At 73.2% G+C, this 17,046-nt stretch carries 15 protein-coding genes; 6 read left to right on the top strand and 9 right to left on the bottom strand.

Annotation, left to right across the window (positions count from 1 at the left end; genetic code table 11):
• Positions 1–65: 65 nt before the first annotated feature.
• Positions 66–551 (bottom strand): hypothetical protein, encoded by a 486-nt coding sequence (locus tag I5071_RS20655; protein WP_236607215.1) that lies wholly within the window; start codon positions 549–551, stop codon positions 66–68.
• Positions 552–622: 71 nt separating this feature from the next.
• Here I5071_RS20655 and I5071_RS20650 point away from each other — a divergent pair, with 71 nt between their 5' ends.
• Positions 623–952 carry a hypothetical protein gene (locus tag I5071_RS20650; RefSeq protein WP_236607214.1) on the top strand — a complete coding sequence of 110 codons (330 nt, stop codon included), beginning with the start codon at positions 623–625 and terminating at the stop codon, positions 950–952.
• A gap of 414 nt (positions 953–1,366) precedes the next feature.
• On the opposite strand, the gene I5071_RS20645 is transcribed toward I5071_RS20650, so the two are convergent.
• Positions 1,367–1,753: a response regulator gene (locus I5071_RS20645; RefSeq protein ID WP_236607213.1), complete on the bottom strand. Its 387-nt coding sequence runs from the start codon at positions 1,751–1,753 to the stop codon at positions 1,367–1,369.
• A 124-nt stretch (positions 1,754–1,877) separates the two neighbouring features.
• Here I5071_RS20645 and I5071_RS20640 point away from each other — a divergent pair, with 124 nt between their 5' ends.
• Together I5071_RS20640 and I5071_RS20635 are read left to right on the top strand one after the other, a co-directional pair.
• A complete protein-coding gene (locus tag I5071_RS20640) occupies positions 1,878–2,270 on the top strand; it encodes a response regulator (protein ID WP_236607212.1) in 393 nt (130 codons plus the stop codon).
• 188 nt (positions 2,271–2,458) lie between these two features.
• Positions 2,459–2,944 carry an HPF/RaiA family ribosome-associated protein gene (locus tag I5071_RS20635; RefSeq protein ID WP_236607211.1) on the top strand — a complete coding sequence of 162 codons (486 nt, stop codon included), beginning with the start codon at positions 2,459–2,461 and terminating at the stop codon, positions 2,942–2,944.
• A 49-nt stretch (positions 2,945–2,993) separates the two neighbouring features.
• On the opposite strand, the gene I5071_RS20630 is transcribed toward I5071_RS20635, so the two are convergent.
• The gene (locus tag I5071_RS20630; RefSeq protein ID WP_236607210.1) at positions 2,994–5,447 is read right to left on the bottom strand and encodes a VWA domain-containing protein; all 2,454 of its coding nucleotides are present in this window, start codon (positions 5,445–5,447) and stop codon (positions 2,994–2,996) included.
• Between the two features lie 79 nt (positions 5,448–5,526).
• Between I5071_RS20630 and I5071_RS20625 the strand changes: the two genes are divergently transcribed.
• Entirely contained in the window at positions 5,527–6,492 is a 966-nt protein-coding gene (locus I5071_RS20625) for a hypothetical protein (protein WP_236607209.1), read from the top strand.
• A gap of 107 nt (positions 6,493–6,599) precedes the next feature.
• Here the strand turns inward: I5071_RS20625 and I5071_RS20620 are convergent, their stop codons facing one another.
• Positions 6,600–7,724 carry a serine hydrolase domain-containing protein gene (locus tag I5071_RS20620; protein ID WP_236607208.1) on the bottom strand — a complete coding sequence of 375 codons (1,125 nt, stop codon included), beginning with the start codon at positions 7,722–7,724 and terminating at the stop codon, positions 6,600–6,602.
• A gap of 94 nt (positions 7,725–7,818) precedes the next feature.
• Here I5071_RS20620 and I5071_RS20615 point away from each other — a divergent pair, with 94 nt between their 5' ends.
• Together I5071_RS20615 and I5071_RS20610 are read left to right on the top strand one after the other, a co-directional pair.
• Positions 7,819–8,760 carry a LysR family transcriptional regulator gene (locus I5071_RS20615; protein ID WP_236607207.1) on the top strand — a complete coding sequence of 314 codons (942 nt, stop codon included), beginning with the start codon at positions 7,819–7,821 and terminating at the stop codon, positions 8,758–8,760.
• 81 nt (positions 8,761–8,841) lie between these two features.
• A complete protein-coding gene (locus I5071_RS20610) occupies positions 8,842–9,762 on the top strand; it encodes a hypothetical protein (RefSeq protein ID WP_236607206.1) in 921 nt (306 codons plus the stop codon).
• 354 nt (positions 9,763–10,116) lie between these two features.
• Here I5071_RS20610 and I5071_RS20605 read toward each other — a convergent pair whose 3' ends face one another.
• The 5 genes from I5071_RS20605 to I5071_RS20585 form a co-directional block, all read right to left on the bottom strand.
• Positions 10,117–11,253, bottom strand: coding sequence for a CapA family protein (locus I5071_RS20605; protein ID WP_236607205.1), 1,137 nt, complete (start codon positions 11,251–11,253; stop codon positions 10,117–10,119).
• 64 nt (positions 11,254–11,317) lie between these two features.
• Positions 11,318–12,595: a hypothetical protein gene (locus I5071_RS20600; protein WP_236607204.1), complete on the bottom strand. Its 1,278-nt coding sequence runs from the start codon at positions 12,593–12,595 to the stop codon at positions 11,318–11,320.
• 351 nt (positions 12,596–12,946) lie between these two features.
• Complete coding sequence (locus tag I5071_RS20595; RefSeq protein ID WP_236607203.1) at positions 12,947–14,539, bottom strand: serine/threonine-protein kinase; 1,593 nt, start codon at positions 14,537–14,539, stop codon at positions 12,947–12,949.
• Between the two features lie 187 nt (positions 14,540–14,726).
• The gene (locus tag I5071_RS20590; RefSeq protein WP_236607202.1) at positions 14,727–16,142 is read right to left on the bottom strand and encodes a putative metal-binding motif-containing protein; all 1,416 of its coding nucleotides are present in this window, start codon (positions 16,140–16,142) and stop codon (positions 14,727–14,729) included.
• A complete protein-coding gene (locus I5071_RS20585; RefSeq protein WP_236607201.1) occupies positions 16,142–16,957 on the bottom strand; it encodes a tetratricopeptide repeat protein in 816 nt (271 codons plus the stop codon). The genes I5071_RS20590 and I5071_RS20585 overlap by 1 nt, the downstream gene beginning before the upstream one ends.
• Positions 16,958–17,046 lie beyond the last annotated feature (89 nt).

Genomic DNA, 17,046 nt, shown 5'->3' with positions numbered 1-17,046 from the left:
GTGAGCCGCGTAAACCTGAACGCGGCGCGCGAAGCGGTGTTCCGATCACGACGTGCGACCGGACGCTACGTGCGAGGCGCGACGCGACCGCCGCCACGCGTGCGCGTCGCGCTCACGCTCGCACGCCGCGCGCGGGCCTCGGGCGACGTCGTGTTGCGAGTCGTCCGGCTCTTCAGCTGGTTGTCCGCCTTCTGCGAGTTCCCGCTGCGACGCGTCGACTTGCGCGACGGGACCGACTTCGAGTCCTCGAGCGCGTAGCGCGCGCTCGCCGCGTTCTTGCGCGAGTTGCGGCGCGCGGTGGACTCGCCGCCCGCCTTCTTGTCGGTCGCGCTGATGCCCTTCTTGCTGGTGTCGACCGGGTAGTCGCCGTGCATCTTCTCGGGGCGCTTCAGGACGTCGCCGAGGTCCTTCGAGCTGCGACCGACGCGACGGCCCATCAGCGCGCCGCCGGGCGGGGCTGCGTTCGGTGCCTTCTTCGCGCCACGATCGTCTTCACGTCGCGGCTTCGGGCTCCGCGTCTCGCCGCGCTGCCTCGTGTGGATCTTCGACATGTGCCGACGTCGGTGCACGGTGCGGGCCACGCGCACGATCGGGGCTGGCGTGATCGTGTACGCTCGGCGCGATGGTGACGACGCAGGACGTGAGCTTCGGGATGCTGTGGGCGAAGCTGGTCGGGAAGGGCGCGCGATGGGCGCCCGGCGACGACGACGCCCCTGCGCTGCACGTGCTCGAGCCGCGCGCGCCCGAGCGCCCGCCGACGTTCGGCGCCGGCCTGGTCGCGGTGTGGGTCGCCGAGGAAGGCCCCGTGCTCATCTGCGAGCCGAACAAGGGCCTGCGCGCGATCAAGGCGATGACGCCGGGCACGCCGGTCGAGGATCTCCGCCGCGCGCTGCGCGAGTCGGGCGCGGTCGTGCGCGAGCAGGACGAGCCACGCCGCGACACGATCGTCTGAGGAGAGCAGGAAGCAGAGGGAACACCACGTCGACGGATCGTCTCGTCGACACGCTGTTCCCGCTGCGCTCGACCTCGAGCGAAGAGAGTTTCTGAGGAGAGCAGGAGGAGAAGGAAGACCACGTCGATGGGTCTCCTCCTCGACGCGTTGCATCTGCTGCGCTCGGCCTCGGAGAATTCACCGCAGAGGGCCACGGAGGGCCGCAGAGAAACACTCTCTGAAGCCAACTCTGCGGCCCTCCGTGTCCTCTGCGGTAGATCCTCTCTCTTCTCTCTCTCTCGCACTGCGGGACGCGTCGGGATCACCAGCGAGCTCAGTGCCGTGGTCTTCCTGACCCTCCTGCTCTCCTCAGAAGCTCCGGCTCCTGCTCTCCTCAGAGCTCCGGCTCCTGCTCTCCTCGAGATCTGGAGAGGATCAGCCGTGTGCAGGCACGAGCCGCGAGATCGCGGTGAGGAGCGCGTCGAGCACGCAGGGCTTGCGCACGATCGCGTCGAACTCGGGCTCGACGCCGCGCGCGCTCTCGCCCGTCGGGGTCATCGCGACGAGCGCGGGCGGGTGCGCGCGGCGCGCATCGCGCATCGACGCCGCGATCTGCGCGCCGCCCATGTCCGCGACGTGCGATCCGGTGAGCACCACGTCCGCGCCCTCTCGCGAGACGAACTCGATCGCGTTCTCCGCCGACGTGAACCCGTGCACGACGAAGCCGAGATTGCCCAGCCAGGACGCCAGCACGTGGACCGTGCGCTCCTCGTCGTCGAGCACCACGACGCGCGTTGCTGCTGCTCCGATCGTGGCACTCATCGGTCCTCCGTCGTTCGACCGTTCTTCGTGGAGGCATGTACGCGCGGTGTGGCCGGAACAACACCGCGCGCACCCGCGCTTGGCGAGCCCCGACCGACGCGGCACGCTGCCCGTCGGTCGACGGATGTCGAACGCCCCGCAGCTCCGCGTCCTGCTCGTCGACGACGACGACGCGTCGACCTACGCGTACTCCCGCCTGCTGCGCGGAGCGGGTCTCGACGTCGTCGCGTGCCGCTCGGCGTCCGACGCGCGCACGCACATCGGAGAGGAGCGCTTCGACGTCGTCGTCGTCGACTACTGGATGCCCGAGATGACGGGCGCGCAGCTCCTCGCGTCGGTGCGCGCGAAGCTCGGTCCGCGCACGCCGCCCTTCCTGCTCGTCACCGCGATGGCCGCGCCGATCCCGCCGGTGCAGCGCGCGCGCTTCGCGGCAATCCTCGAGAAGCCGTTCTCGTTCGCGTCGCTCCGCCACGCGATCACGATGCTCGTCGAGACCGCGCGCAGCGCCCGCACCTGAGCGCTCGATCTGCCCGCTCGCGGGCGCGATCCGATGCCCCGCGCGAGGCGCATCGCCGCACTTCTCGGCCGTGTCGCGGGCGTGCCCGCGCGTTCGTGGGTGCGGCGCGCTGGATCGCGGCCTGCACCAGATCGCCACGTCGCTGCGCGGCGACGGACTGCATGCGCAGCGCTCGACGAGGTAACTCCATGAAGCACGATCCCCAGGACTTCGAGCGCACCACGATGCCCGAGGCGCTGCCTCGCCCCGAGAAGCGCGTCGCGGGTCGGACGCCGACGAGCAAGACGCCGGTCACGGTGCGCGGTCATCACGTCGCGATCGAGGCGCACCATCGCGAGTACGTGCGCGAGCGGCTCGGGCAGAAGCTCGCGAAGTTCGCCCCTTCGATCGAGCGCATCCACGTGATGCTCGAGGACCTCAACGGACCGAAGGGTGGTGTCGACCACGAGTGCCGCATCCAGGTCACCCTGAGCGGCCTCGGCGTCGTGGTGGTGAAGGAGCGCGATCCCGATGCGATCGCGGCGTTCGATCTGGCGGCCGACCGCATGGAGGTGAAGCTGCGCCATCACTTCGGGCGCGTGCGCGAGGGTCACGTCGCGGAGGCGCGGCGCACCGAGGAGCGGTATCGCGAGAGGCTGCCGACGCTCGTGGAAGAGCTGCGCTGGCGGCCGTGATCGCGGCGCGCGTGCTCGTGCTCGCCGAGGGCACGAGCACGTGCGCAGGTCACCTTCTGAACTCGAGGAAGAGCTCCTCGCCGCGCTTGATGCGCACGCGCGAGGGCACCGGGTGCGTGCCGCGCTCGATCTCGACGTAGCGGCTCTCCGCGTCGTTCCATCGCTCGATGCCCGGGCCGGTCACGACGAGCGACGCGCCACCGCCGGGCTGGGCCTCGATGCGTCCGTCGGCGGGCTGCCGCTTGAGCGAGGGCAGCGGCGCGCGCGGTCCGCCGAGCCACACCGCGGCGGGGCGACGGAAGCCGCGCTGTGCCTCGGTGAAGCGACGGAGGTGACGCCATCCGTCGTCGCCCTCGCGCATCGAGAGCAGCTCGTCGTGGCTCGACGCGCTGAGCAGGAGCGCGCCGGGATCGAAGCGCGCGGGCGAGACCACGCCGTGCACCAACCAGATCACGAAGACGAGCGCGAGCAGCGCCGCGATCGCCATCGCGATCTGCTTGCCCGGGCACGTCCAGAACGACGGCGGACGCACCTCGATGCGCAGCGGCACTCGCAGCTCGCTGCGATCGTCGGCGACGAGCACCAGCGTCGCGTCGCGCGGGCCCGCGCCGCAGCAGTCGCTCGCGCTCGCGCGCAGCGTGATCGCGACCATCCGATCCTCGCCCGCGCCGAGCTGCGCGTGGGGCGTCACCGCGGCCGCCTCGATGTCGTCGCCCGCGCCCTCGACGTGCACGTCGACCGCGCTCTCCGCGACCGGCCCGGGCACCCGCACCTCGTGCTCGATCGTCTCGCCCGCCGTGAGCTCCATCGCGAGCGGGGGCACCGCCGCGTAGCGCAGCGTCGCGTCGATCGGGAGCGAGTGCGCGCCGACCTGATCGCTCGCCTCGGGCTCGACCACCAGGCGCATGCGGATCGGGCGCGGCGCCGCGTCGCCTTCGCTCGCGCGCGGACAGAACGCGCGCCCGCGCACCGTCGCGTGGATCGTGAACGCGTCCTGCAGCGACACCGTGTCGCCCTCGGGCAGCGCGCACTCGACGCACGACGCGAGCGCCTCCGCGCCCTCGACCTCGCAGCGCACGCGCGCGCGGGTGCCCGCGGGGAAGCTGCCTTCGTAGCGCAGCGTGAGATCCTCGGAGACCGCGCGCGGCAGCTCGCCGAGATCGATCGACGAGACCGCTCGCTCGTCGCGGGTGACGCGCTGCACGCCGAAGCTCATCGCCGCGAAGCCGCGCGTCGCGATCACCGGCGCGGCGAGGGCGCCACCGCGCGCGCGGAACGTGCGCTCGTGACGGCCGCGCGCGAGCTCGGCGCCGAGCTGCGCGTGGAACACGCCGTCGTCGCCCGGCTGCATCGGGCTCGGTGAGGTGCACTCGCTCGTCTCGCAGAGCTCGATGCCGAAGTCGAACGAGCGCGCGGGCACGATCGTCTCGCCGGTGTCGCCCACCAGGCGCGCGAACGCGCACGCGGGCTGTCCCGCGCGCACCGCGATCTCCGCGTCGAACGAGGGGCGCTCGTGCTCGCAGGGCGCGACCACCGCCTCGACGCGCAGCCGGCCGTAGACCGGGATCACCAGCACGTCGACGCCCGTGCTCGCGCTGCGCACCGCGAAGGGCTGCTCGCGCGGCGCGATGGTGGTGCTGCGGAAGCTCCACTCGTGCGCGGGCTCGCGATAGGTCGCGCCGCCGGGGATCACGACTGCACGTCCTTCGCGTTCGACCTGCTCCAGCGCAATCGGGCCCTCGCCGCGATCACGAATGGCGAGCACGCGCACGGCGCGCGCCCCCGCGAAGGTGCGCTCGAGCCCGACGCGCCCGCCCTCGTCGTAGCGAAGACCACGCGAGAACGAGAGCACGTCGGCGAACGCGCGCAGCAGCGAGCGCGCGTCGAACGCGACGCGGGTGTCGCCCTGCCATCCGGTGTGGCGCCCGTAGCTCTCGAGCGTGCGATCGATGCGCTCCGGGCCCTGGCGCATCAGGAGCACGAAGCGGAAGCGACCTTCGCGGTGCGCGCGCAGCGACGCGAGCCAGCGCTCGGCCGGCTCGACCGCGCCGCCGTTGCACGCGCCGTCGGTGAGCATCAGGAGCGTCTGCGGTGCGCCCGCCGACGCGGCGGGCTCGAGCAGCGCGCGCGCGGCCTCGAGCGCGGCGCGACACGGGGTCTGGCCCTGGTGCTGCTCGAGGCGCTGCACCCGATCTCCGGCGATCGGTCGCGCCCCTTCCTGTGCACGCTCGGGCAGCAGCTCGCGCGGCGACACGAAGCGCGGCGAGGTGATCGCCCCCGACGCGAGCTCGTTGAGCCCGACGAGCATCACCTGATCGCCGTCCTCGAGCGCTGCCGCGAGCGCGAGCGCGGCGAGCGGCGCGAGGCGGCGCGGATCGCTGCCGTCCATCGAGCCCGAGTCGTCGAGCACCACGAGGTACTGGCCGTACGACGCGGACTGCGCGCGAGCGACGCTCGGGATCAGCACGAGCGCGATGGCGAGCGCGAGGAGAGATCGGAGCACGCCGGCAGTGTAGTGCGAGCGCGCCGGGGTCGAGAGTCCGCGCGTGCTCGTGAGCATCGTTGTTGCTGGGTGCGCGCGCATGGCGACGCGAAGTGGGTGGTCGATCGGAGTCGGCGCGCTGGTCCTCGGCGCGTGCGTGGGCGAGATCAGCGGGACGCTCCCAGGCGATCCACAGAGCGGCTTCGACGCCGGCGCGCGCGACGCCGCGATCGTTGCTCCGATCGACGCCGCACGGAGCGCTCCGGGCGACGCTGGGGACGACGGTCCTCCCGGTGACTCCGGACCCGACGCCGTCGTCGACGCGAGCGCGCCGGCCGAGGGCGGCATCCCGTGCGAGGTCGTCGCGGTGCTCGCGCCGTGCGTCGGCTGCCACGCGAGCACGCCGGTCGGCGGCGCGCCGATGCCGCTCGTCGCCTACGACCATCTCGTTGCGCCCTCGCGCTTCGCGGGGCTCACGATCGCGGCGCTCTCGGCGCAGCGCATGCGCGACGACGCGCGCCCGATGCCGCCCGCGCCGGCGCCGCGCGTCGCCGATCTCACCGCGCTCGACGACTGGCTCGCCGCGGGCGCACCGCGCGAGGAGTGCGTCGATCCCGGGCCCGGCCCGACCGATCCCTTCGACACGCCCGAGGTCTGCACGTCGGGCACGTTCTGGACGAGCGGCGACAACGGCTCGTCGCAGATGCACCCGGGCGCCGCGTGCATCGCGTGCCACACGAGCCGCGGCGACGGACCGCGCCTCACGATCGCCGGCACCGTGTTCCCGAGCGCGCACGAGCCCACCGACTGCAACGGGCTCGCGGGCAGCGCCGACGAGCCGCTCGTGGTCGAGATCACCGACGCGAACGGGGTGGTCACGACGATCCAGGCGAACGGGGTCGGCAACTTCCGCTCCTCGACGGCGATCGCGGCGCCGTACACCGCGCGCGTTCGCTACCAGGGTCGCGAGCGCGCGATGGGCACGCCCCAGCGCAACGGCGACTGCAACGGATGCCACACGCTCGACGGGCTCAACGGCGCGCCGGGCCGCATCGTCGCGCCGTGAGCGGCGGCGACATCGCGCTCGTTCACCACGGGGTCAGCGATGGCGACGAAGAAGAGCGAGCGCATGGCGCGGGAGCCCGATCGAGCAGGCGCCCGTCGACGCCGAGCTCACCCTCCGATCACCGCCTCTTCCACCTCGTCGCGCAGCCGCCCCGTCATCCCCTCGAACGCCGTGTTCGTGAGCAGCACCGACGACGTCTCGCTCGCGCGATCCACGAACCACGAGTGACCGTACGCGCCGCCCCACCGCACTGCCCCGCGTGAGAGCGGCGAGCGCGCGGCGACCGGATCGCGGAGCACCGACGCGCCGTAGCCGTACCCGTATCCCTCACCGAGGGTCGGCGAATCGATCGGCGCGATCCGATCGCTCCACATCGTCTCGATCGACGCGCGCGACAGCGACGGCAGCGCCGCCATCCGCAGCGCCTCGAGGAGCTTCCCGAACTCGTCGATCGTCCCGGTCATCCCCGCGCCGCCCGACGCGTACGAGCTCGGGACGAGCGCACGCCGCGGTGCGAACGACACCGCGAACGGCCCGAAGAACGTCACCGGCTCGTCTTCGCGGATCACGAACGGCGGCTTGCCCTCGGCGTAGGGAACCGCGAGCCCCTCGAGCGCACGGAACCCGAGCGTCTCGAGACCCAGGGGCCCGGTCACGAGCTCGGCGATCACCTCGGGCAGCCGCGCGCCGGTGGCGCGCTCGATGACCGCGCCGAGGACGTCGCTCGAGAGCGAGTAGTGGAACTCGGTGCCCGGCGACGCGCGCAGCGGCACGCCCGCGAGCCTCCTCAAGTTCTCGTCGATCGAGAGCCCCGGCTGATCGAGCCCGTCCGACACGCGCGCGCGGTGGTACGGACCGTCGGGCGCCTCGAGGAACCCGTAGCCGAGACCGCTGGTGTGCGTGAGCAGCTGGTGGAGCGTGATCGCCGGCGTCGCCTCTCCGAAGCGCGGACGGAAGTCGGGCAGCCAGCGCGTGACCGGCGCCTCGAGCGCGAGCACCCCGCGCTCCACGAGCGCGAGCGCCGCGACGGAGGTCACGGGCTTGGTGAGCGACGCCAACCGGTGCGGCGTCTCGGGCGTCATCGCGCGGCCCGCCTCGCGATCGGCGAGGCCCACGGCCCGGCGATAGATCACCTCGCCGCGTCGCACCACGCGCGCGATCGCGCCGACCACACGCTGCTCGCGGACCGCGCGCGAGAGGACGAGATCGAGTCGAGAGGAAACGTCGTTCATGCGAGCGACTCTGGCGGTTGCCGCAGGCCCCGAGTAGCGAGCCGCGGCGCATCGCACCGTTGCCGCCGCGTCACGAATTGCCCAGGGTGAGCGCGTGAGCGCGTTCGGCGAGATCGAGGTGTTCGTCCGCGTCGTCGACGCGCGCAGCTTCACGCGGGCCGCGCGATCGCTCGGCCTGACGCCCTCGGGCGTGAGCCGCGTCGTCGGCCGGCTCGAGCAGCGGCTCGGCGTGCGGCTCCTCCAGCGCACCACGCGGAGCCTCGCGCTCACCGACGAAGGCGCCGCCTACCACGCGCGCTGCACGCGCATCCTCGCCGATCTCGCCGAGGCCGAAGCGACGATCGGGCGCGCGCGCGCGGCGCCGCGCGGTCGGATCCGCGTCGACGCGCCGGTCTCGGTCTCGCGCTTCCTCTTGAGCCGCGCGCTCCCCTCGTTCCTCGACGCCTATCCCGATCTCTCGGTCGATCTCACTGCGCGCGACCACCTCATCGATCCGGTCGCCGAGGGCATCGACGTCACGCTGCGCATGGCCGCGCCGCGACCGAGCGAGCTGGTCTCGCGAACGCTCGGCGAGCTGCGCCTGGCGATCGTCGGCGCGCCCAGCTACTTCGCGCGGCGAGGTCGGCCGCACACGCCCGACGAGCTCGGCGAGCACACGACCATCGGCTTCCTCGTGGACGGCGCACCGCTGCCATGGCCGTTCCGCGACGGCCGCACGATGGACGTGAAGGGGCGCCTTCATACGAACAGCACCGACGCGCAGCGCGAAGCCGCGCTCGCCGGGCACGGCCTCGTGTACATGTTCGCGCTGGAGGTCGCCGAAGACCTCGCGAGCGGCGCGCTCGAGGCGGTGCTCGTCGAGCACGAGTGCCCGCCGCGCCCGGTGCACGCGCTCTACGCGCGCGGACGCGGCGCAGCGCCCAAGGTGCGCGTGTTCCTCGAGTGGGTGCAGGGGTTGCTGGCGGCCGGGGGCCGCCGGGACGTCTCGCGAGCGCCCACGCCCGTCGTGCAGGGCGCCCCGACGTCGAAGCCTTGATCGATCTCGCCGAGTGCCACGGTGGCACTGCCTCTCGCCGCGCATGCGGTCGCTGCGCGCTCGTACTACGGTCCGGGCCGCATGCGTCTCGTCGCTCGGATGGTGCTCGTGTGGATCGTGTCGGTCTCGTCGATCGCGACGGCGCAGCGCGCCGCGACGCCCGCGGAGACGACGTTCGTGCTCGACTGGCCCGCCGGAGCGGAGGCGACGGTCGTGGCGTCGCGCGTCATCCAGAATCCGTTCCGCGGCTCGACCATCTCGTCCGAAGCGCGCTTCTCGATGACCGTCACGCGCGCTGCGGGCACGACGACGCTCACCTCGCGCGATCTCTCGCTCGCGCCGATCCGCGAGCGCATGGCCGAGGACGCGCTCCACGCTGCGCTCGTCGCGACGATGTACCTGCCGTCGGCGACGCTCACGCGCACGGGCGGCGTCGGCGCGCTCGTCGATCCCGGCGGCTCGCGCCGGGCGATCGAGTCCGCGGTGGCGAGCGCGCTGCCGGAGGAGACCCGCGCGGGGCCGCTCTGGGAGATGGTGTCGGGCGCGTGGTCGAGCGATCGCGCGCTCGAGGCGAGCGCGAGGTCGACGATCGAGATGATGCTCGCGTCGCTCGCGTCGCGTTCGCTGGTGCCGGGACGCAGCGTCGAGGCGACGGGCGCGTCCGAGCTGATCGTGTCCGGCGTGCGCGTGTCGCAGCGCGGGACGCTGCAGATGGTGCGCACGCTGCCCTGCTTCGACGGCGACGCGCCGGATCGCTGCGCCGAGGTCACGATGCGCACGGTGCCCGATCCCGCGGCGCTCGCGCGGATCGCCGAAGCCGCGGGGCTCGGCAGCCTCGAGATGAGCATGGACGCGGTGCTCGTGACCGAGCCGCGCACGCTCCTGCCGCATCGCTGCGAGGTCCGCACCCGACGGCGCTACGCGATCCCCGTCGGTGGAGCGACCCGTCAGATCGAGGAGCTCGAGATCCGCACGTGGCGCTTCACCTACCGGGCCCGCTGATTCCTTGCCGGAGTGCTCGTCCCGCGGGTCCGGACGGGAGCGCGCGAAGCGCGCGGACGGTAGGGACCTGCGGGCGAGCCGATTTTTGTTCCTTGCCGGAGTGCTCGTCCCGCGGGTCCCGGACGTGAGCGCGCGAAGCGCGCGGACGGTAGGGACCTGCGGGCGAGCCGATTTTTGTTCCTTGCCGGAGTGCTCGTCCCGCGGGTCCCGGACGTGAGCGCGCGAAGCGCGCGGACGGTAGGGACCTGCGGGCGAGCCGATTTTTGTTCCTTGCCGGAGTGCTCGTCCCGCGGGTCCCGGACGTGAGCGCGCGGACGGTAGGGACCTGCGGGCGAGCCGATGTCTGAGCCGCGCTCACTCGAGCAGCGTCACGACGTCGCCCAGCGCCCTCGCGATCGCGCTCCGGCGCTCCTCGCGCAGCGCCTCGTCCTGCACGTCCCGCAGCAGCGCGATCCGGATCTCTTCCTGACGGGTCTGCCGCGCGACGCGCGCGAAGTAGTTGTTGAACGTGTAGAGCGGCACGCCCTCGACCCGCGCGATGCGCACGCGGCCGTCCTGCACCTCGATGCGCGTCCGCAGCCACACACCGTCGCGCGTGCCCGGGAGGATCGTCGCGGGGTGCGCGCCCTCGACCTCGGGGCGCGTGACGCGGTAGCGCATCCCCTGGTTCGACAGGAGGTTGCCCAGCGAGTACGCGCAGAGCGCGTCGCCGCGTGGCGAGGGCAGCCGCTCCACGTCGTGCAGCACGTGCGGGCCGTGCGCGAGGATCAGATCGGCGCCGTGCTCCACGAGGAAGCGCGCGCGACGGCGCTGGCCGCTGCTCGGGTGATCGAAGAAGTCGTGGCTCCAGTGCACCGAGACGACGAGCACGTCGGCGTCGCGTCGTGCGCGCTCGAGCGCCGCGGCGACGACCGCGTCGTCCTCCCAGCGCGCGATCACGCTGACCGGCGCCTCGGAGCCGGGGCCCGAGTTGATGTGATCGGTGAGCGCGACGAACGCGACGCGCAGCCCGCCGCGCTCGATCACGTGCGCCGCGAGCGCATCGTCGATCGTCGGGCCGGCGCCGATCGCGCCCATGCCCGCGCCGCGCACCGCTGCGATGGTGCGCGCGAGCCCGGTCGCGCGCTGATCGTAGGCGTGGTTGTTCGCGACGCTGAGCACGTCGATCCCGGCGCGCGCCAGCGCGGGCGCAGCCTCGGCGGGCGCGCCGAGGATCGGAGGGCTGCCGGTCTCGGGCGGGCGCTCCATCGAGAGCGGTGTCTCGAGGTTCGCGAACGCGATCTCGTCGGGCGTGACGATCGACGAGAGCGAGCCGAGCACCGAGTCCCACCCGTGCTCGGCATATCCGGCGGCTGCGATCACCCGCAGGTGCAGCAGGAGATCGCCGCTGCCGCCGATCGTCACCGCGCGCGCTGCCGAGCGCGACTGTGCGCCCGCCCAACCCGCGAGCGACCACGCGATCAAGAACGCGATCCACGAGCCCCGACGCACGGCGTGGAGGATACCGGGGCGCTCGGGGAGGGGCGCGGGAAACGACCGTCGCCGACGGCGACGATCACTCCATCGGGAGCGCCGCCTCGGTCGGGCCTTCGCCGATCGGTGCTGCGACCGAGAGCCTCCGAACCTCGCCACCCCCGCTCCACTGCGCGAGCGCGACGTCGATCTCGACCTGCGCGTCCATCCCGCGCCGCGGCAGCGGGCCCTCGTTCGACGCGTAGCCGCGCGCGCGCATCGCCGCGGTGCCGCTCGCCGCGTCGTAGACGAGATCCTCGAGGCGCACCGAGATCTCGCGCAGCAGATCACCATCACGCTCGGCGTCGGGCCACATCGCGATCTCGAAGCGCGTGATCGCCGCGACCCCGTGCTCGACGCCATCGGCGCCGTCGATCGCGAGCGCCATCTCGTCGGGCGTCGGTCCGCACGGCGCGCCGCCCTGGAGCGGCAGGCTGCGCTCCGAGGCGTAGCGATACGAGACGCTGCCGCGCGCCGGTGCGACGTCCGACGCGATCACCACGAAGCGCACCGCGGCGCGACGGCGCACCACGCGCGACGCGAGATCGTGGCCCTCGTAGAGCACCGCGCGCTGCAGCTCGCCGGGCTCGAAGCGCGCGCGCACCCGCACCGAGAGCGTGTCGTCGTCGCGCGTCGCGCTCACGATCTCGATGCCGAGCGCGCGCATCGCGAAGCCGCGATCGGCGGGCCACGAGGGCGGGTACTCGCTGCCCTGCGGCAGATCGGTCGTGAGATCGAAGCCGTCGATCGCGACCACCAGCTCGCTCGCGCCCGCGAGCCCGCTCGCGGCGAGATCGACCAGCGCGAACGCCTCGCCCTCGGCCTCTCCCGAGGGGAGATCGACCGTCGCGAGCCCGCGCGCGGTGCGCGCCGACGGTGCACCGGCGTCGGGCGGCGGGACCTCGCTCGCGGCGATCACCTGGTAGTCGAAGAGCGCGACGCCGACGTCGGGCAGCTCGGCGAGCGTGCCCGCGCTCGCCTCGCTCACGAGGGTCGCGCCGCGGATCGCGGCGCCGCGCGGACAGCCCGCGGGCACGTTGTCGGTGAGGTCGAGCGCGATCGCGGCCTGCGCGAAGAACTGCGCCTGCCGCTGCCACCGGAGCCCGAGCCCGCTCGGCACGATCCCGTCGGCGCAGAGATCGATCGAGCGCAGCGGCACCTGCGCGTCGAGCGGCCCTTCGCGCGGACAGAGCGCGGGGCCCGCATCGCGCGGCGGAGGCGGAGGAGACGACGCATCGACGCCCGCGTCGACGTCGTCGCTCGGAGACTCGCCACACGCAGCGAGCAGGAAGGAGATCAGGAAGATCGCACGGCGAAGCACGCGCGCAGTGTAGACGCATGCACGCGGTCCGACCCGCTTCCGTCGGGTGCAGCGTCGGGAGCCGCGCGAACGCCGCGCGTCGCCGTTCGTGTCCAGTACGCGAAGGAGCTCGCGGCGCTCGGCATCAAGGTCAACGCGGTCACTCCGGGGTTCTGCGACACGGACTTCAACAAGCCGCTCGGCATCCCGATCCCCCGGACCGCCGCGGATGGCGCGCGGGTGATCGTCGCGCTGGCAACGGTGGGCCCGGACGGCCCCACCGGCGGTTTCTTCGACGAGAACGGCCCCGTGCCCTGGTGAGCGCAGAGGCCCGCCTCGTCCTCGCGCGACGCGCTCGGACGTGTTCGATCCTCAGTCGAAGCGCTCGTAGGGATCGCGCTGCGGGCGCGGCGGCGGTGCGCTCACCGTCGTGGCCGTCACCGGCGTCGGCTCGGGCGTGGCGGTCTCGCGCGCCGGTCGCGCTCGCTCCGAGCCGCTGCCACGTCGCGCGACCCGGCGCTGCGGCACCAGGGTGACGGTCTGGGTCGAGGCCGCGCTCGCGAGCTCCAGCGTCGCGCTCTCGTGGCCGTCGAGGCGCAGCTCGAGCGTGCCGTGCTCGCTCGCGCCCACGTCGAGCGCATGCGGCGTGGTGCCGACGCGCGATCCATCGCGCCACACCTCGGCGCCCGGGGGCTCGCTGTCGACCACGACGTGGCGCGTGGTGGTCGGCGTCACCGCGATCGCGGCGGGCGGCGGCGTGCTCGGCGCCGCGGGCTCGGCGGTGCCGGTGTCGATCACGGTGAGCTCGGTCGCGGTCTCGACCGGCGGCGCGCCCGATCCTGCCGACGCGACCATCACCACCGCGACCACCATCGCGACGCCGACCACGCCCGCGCCGATCGCGAGCGGCACCCGCGGCAGATCTGCGACCCGCGGCACGAACATCGGACGACGCCCGCTCTCGAGCGCGGCCTTCGCGGCGTCGACGTCGGCGAGCACCGCGCCCAGCGCGCGCTCGAACTCGTCGGCGCTCGCGTAGCGGTCCTCGGGGTCCTTCTCCATCGAGCGCAGCACCACGCGCTCGAGGCTCGCGGGGATCGGGCGATCGGGCGCGGCGCGCCGTGGGGCCTCGGGGCGATCGCGGATGTGCTTCGCCATCACGACGACCGCGTCCTCGTCGACGAAGGGCGGGCGCCCGGTGAGCAGCTGGAAGAGCAGGATGCCGACCGAGTAGAGGTCGCTGCGGGGATCGAGCGCCTTCCCCTGGGCCTGCTCGGGCGACATGTAGCGCGGCGTCCCGAACACCGTGCCCGCCTGCGTCTCGAGCTGATCGATCTTCCCCTCTTCGCGCCAGACCTTCGCGATGCCGAAGTCGAGCACCTTCACCACGGGGATCGCGTGGCCCTCGATGCGCGCGAGGAAGATGTTGTCGGGCTTCAGATCGCGATGGACGATGCCCTTGCTGTGCGCCTCGTGCAGCGAGCGGAGGATCTCCTGCACGAACGAGATCGCTTCGCGCACGTCGAGCACGCCCTCGCGATCGAGGCGCGCGGTGAGCAGCTCGCCCTCGAGCAGCTCCATCGCGAGGAAGAGGTGACCGGTGGCCGGGTCCTCGCCGAAGTCGAACACCCGCACCGTGTTCGGGTGCAGGAGCATGCTCATCGCCTTCGCTTCGCGGTGGAAGCGCGCGACGGTCTCGCGCTCGATCACCAGCTCGCGCTTGAGCACTTTCAGCGCGACCTGACGCGAGAGCCCGGCTTGCTCGGCGCGATAGACGGTGCCCATCCCGCCGGTGCCCACCCGGGCGACGATGCGGAAGCGCCCGGCGAGCGTGGCGCCGATCAGCGGGTCCGAGCGCTCCGCGGCGAACTGTGCGGCGTCGACCAGCGGCGTGCCGTCCCGCGGGCACGTGCTCTGCGTTCCTCGCGTCGGATACGCGCTCTTGCAGGTGGGACAGATCCGCATCGGGAGCCCGGGGAGCATACCGGATCCGTCGAGCCTGGTCGGTCCCGCAGCGCTGTTTCGCTCACGGGGCATCCGACGGCGAGAGAACAGCCGTGCCGAGCACGTGGCACGTGTACGAGTCACGACGCGGCGCCGCGAGACCGCGAGCGCCGCGCCCTCCACCCGCGCCTCTCGCCGAAGCCTTGCCTCAGAGGATCTGGAGAGGCGGCGCGCAGCGCATCTCCCAGTGATCCCCGTCGACGAAGGGCCGGCAGATGTCGCTCCCGCAGTCCGCGTTGCTGCAGCACGTCGCGCGGCAGATGCCGTCGATGCATCCGCGCTCGAGGCAGTCGACGTTGGTCGTGCACGCCTCGCCCGCCGCCCGGCCGCTCGACTCGAAGCACGCCTGGGTGAAGTCGGTGGTGTCGGTGAAGCGCGCGGTGAGGCAGCCCATCTCGACGACCTCACCGGACAGCGCGGAGTCGGTCGACTGGTTCCAGCCGTCCTCGAAGCGCCGGCAGTCCGCGAGGGTGCGGCACGCGCCGCTGCAGGGCCCCGACTCGACGGTGCGGAACTCCGCCCAGCTCCAGAATTCGTGGCCGAAGAGGCAGATCCCCGACTCGCACTGCGAGTTGCTGCGGCACGCGCCGGCGTCGCGGCGCGCGGTGTTGCCCGCGCACACGAAGCCGAATCGCAGGCGATCGTACGCGTCGTACTCGAAGGGCAGACACTGCGAGGGCTCGCAGGCGATCGCGTCCGAGCAGGTGCGCTCCTCCGCCGTCGGCGCGCCGAGGCTCCCCTGCTGGAGCAGCTCGCGATCGACGCAGCCGCGCGCGCCGGTGCCCGGCGCCCAGCAGGCCTGACCCGCGGGGCAGTCGCGATCGTCGCAGCACGCGCGGGTGCAGATGCGGCGCGTGCCCGCGTCGAGGCCGGTCTCGAGGGCGAGCGCCTCGCGCGCCGGCATGCAGACGCGATCGGCGCACTGCGCGTCGGTCTCGCAGGTCGCGCCGGGGGGCAGCGGATCGACGCACGCACGGGTGACGGGATCGCAGACCTGGCCCGGCGTGCACCCGGTGCGCTGGCAGTCGCCGGGGACGCACGCGCCGTCGGAGCACTGGAATCCGTCGGGGCAGCGGAACTCCGGGTACGTGCAGAGCGGGTTCACGCACGCGCCCTCGCTGCGGCTGCAGCGCTGCGGCGCGATGCAATTCGCGGCCTCGATCAGATCGACGTCGGTGCCGTCGCACTGGTTGTCACGGCCGTCGCAGACCTCGTCGGGCGCGGCGATGCCGCGGGAGGGATCGGCGGGATGGACCGCGGGGTCCTCGTCGTCGCAGTCGGCGAACGCGGCGTTGCCGCCGCCGCACCAGGTGAACCCGTCGGCGTCGCGATCGCTCTCCGGGCCCTCGTCGGTGCGGCCGTCGAGGTCGTCGTCGGTGCCGTTGCAGACCTCGCGCGATCGACAGAAGCCCTCGACGCACGCGCGGCCCAGCTCGAGGCAGGGATCGCTCCCGTCGCGGCGCAGCGTGCACGCCACGTCGTCGGGCGCGCCCGGGTTGAGCACGGAGCACCCGATCGCGATCGTCGCGATCATCGCCGATGCGATCGCGGTCGTGGCGCGCATCAGAACGCACCTCGCACGGCGAGACCGCCGCCGCCACGGGGATCGGCCGAGACGTCGACGCGCAGCGGCGCGGAGCTCGGGTAGAGCTCGACGGTGCGCTCGCGCAGCAGCCAGAGCAGGCCCGCGCTGAGCAGGGTGACGCCGCCGACCGCGCCGACGATGTCGGTCGTGAGCGCGAGCGTGTCGACGGTCTCGAAGCGCGCATCGAGATCGGAGAGCTCGCCGTCGGCGCCGATCTGAAAGCGCGTCGCGTCGTCGCGCACCAGCACCATCGCCAGCGCGAGCCCGACGGCGCCGACCGTGATCACCGCGCCCGCGGTGAGCGTCGCCCAGAAGAGCTCGTCGTCGACGCCGCGCTGCGAGACGTAGATCGGGCGCGAGTAGATCTCCTCGTCGGGGCGCACGTAGGAGCGCGCGCCGCGGAGGCGCTGGACGGCGGCCTCGGTGCGCTCGCGCTCGGCCGCGTCGTCGGGCGGGATCACCCGCAGATAGCGCTCGTAGGTGGCGATCGCGCGGTCGTGCTCGCCCCAGAGCTCGTAGACGCGCCCGAGGTTGTAGAGGAGCGTCGGCGACTCGGGATCGATGGCGAGGGCCTGCTCGAGATCGGTCGCGGCGGCCTCGTAGCGCCCGTGCTGGTAGTGCTCGCGGGCGCGCTGGAAGAGCTCGATCGCCTCGCGGGGGGTATCGCGTGGAGGCGCCGCGACCGAGGTCGCGAGCTCGGTCGCCTGGCCGAGGGGGGCGGAGTCCTGGGCGTGCGCGCGACGTGGCCCGACCGTCATCGGTGCGAGCGCGAGCAAGGCCGAGAGCACGGCCACGCGGGTTCGTCGGCACCCCCGGAGCGGGTCCATCCGCAGGCACGTTACCCGATCCCCGAGCGAGGGCGCCAGGTGCCGCGCGGTGCTCG

It is taken from the genome of Sandaracinus amylolyticus, assembly GCF_021631985.1.
GTDB classification, from domain to species: domain Bacteria; phylum Myxococcota_A; class Polyangia; order Polyangiales; family Sandaracinaceae; genus Sandaracinus; species Sandaracinus amylolyticus_A.
This window is presented reverse-complemented; position numbering and strand designations above follow the sequence as displayed.

Bases quoted from the DNA above. Each gene is read 5' to 3' on its own strand.
- I5071_RS20655 (WP_236607215.1), bottom strand. From the start codon at position 551: ATGTCGAAGATCCACACGAGGCAGCGCGGCGAGACGCGGAGCCCGAAG.
- I5071_RS20650 (WP_236607214.1), top strand. From the start codon at position 623: ATGGTGACGACGCAGGACGTGAGCTTCGGGATGCTGTGGGCGAAGCTG.
- I5071_RS20645 (WP_236607213.1), bottom strand. From the start codon at position 1,753: ATGAGTGCCACGATCGGAGCAGCAGCAACGCGCGTCGTGGTGCTCGAC.
- I5071_RS20640 (WP_236607212.1), top strand. From the start codon at position 1,878: ATGTCGAACGCCCCGCAGCTCCGCGTCCTGCTCGTCGACGACGACGAC.
- I5071_RS20635 (WP_236607211.1), top strand. From the start codon at position 2,459: ATGAAGCACGATCCCCAGGACTTCGAGCGCACCACGATGCCCGAGGCG.
- I5071_RS20625 (WP_236607209.1), top strand. From the start codon at position 5,527: ATGGCGACGCGAAGTGGGTGGTCGATCGGAGTCGGCGCGCTGGTCCTC.
- I5071_RS20620 (WP_236607208.1), bottom strand. From the start codon at position 7,724: ATGAACGACGTTTCCTCTCGACTCGATCTCGTCCTCTCGCGCGCGGTC.
- I5071_RS20610 (WP_236607206.1), top strand. From the start codon at position 8,842: ATGCGTCTCGTCGCTCGGATGGTGCTCGTGTGGATCGTGTCGGTCTCG.
- I5071_RS20595 (WP_236607203.1), bottom strand. From the start codon at position 14,539: ATGCGGATCTGTCCCACCTGCAAGAGCGCGTATCCGACGCGAGGAACG.
- I5071_RS20590 (WP_236607202.1), bottom strand. From the start codon at position 16,142: ATGCGCGCCACGACCGCGATCGCATCGGCGATGATCGCGACGATCGCG.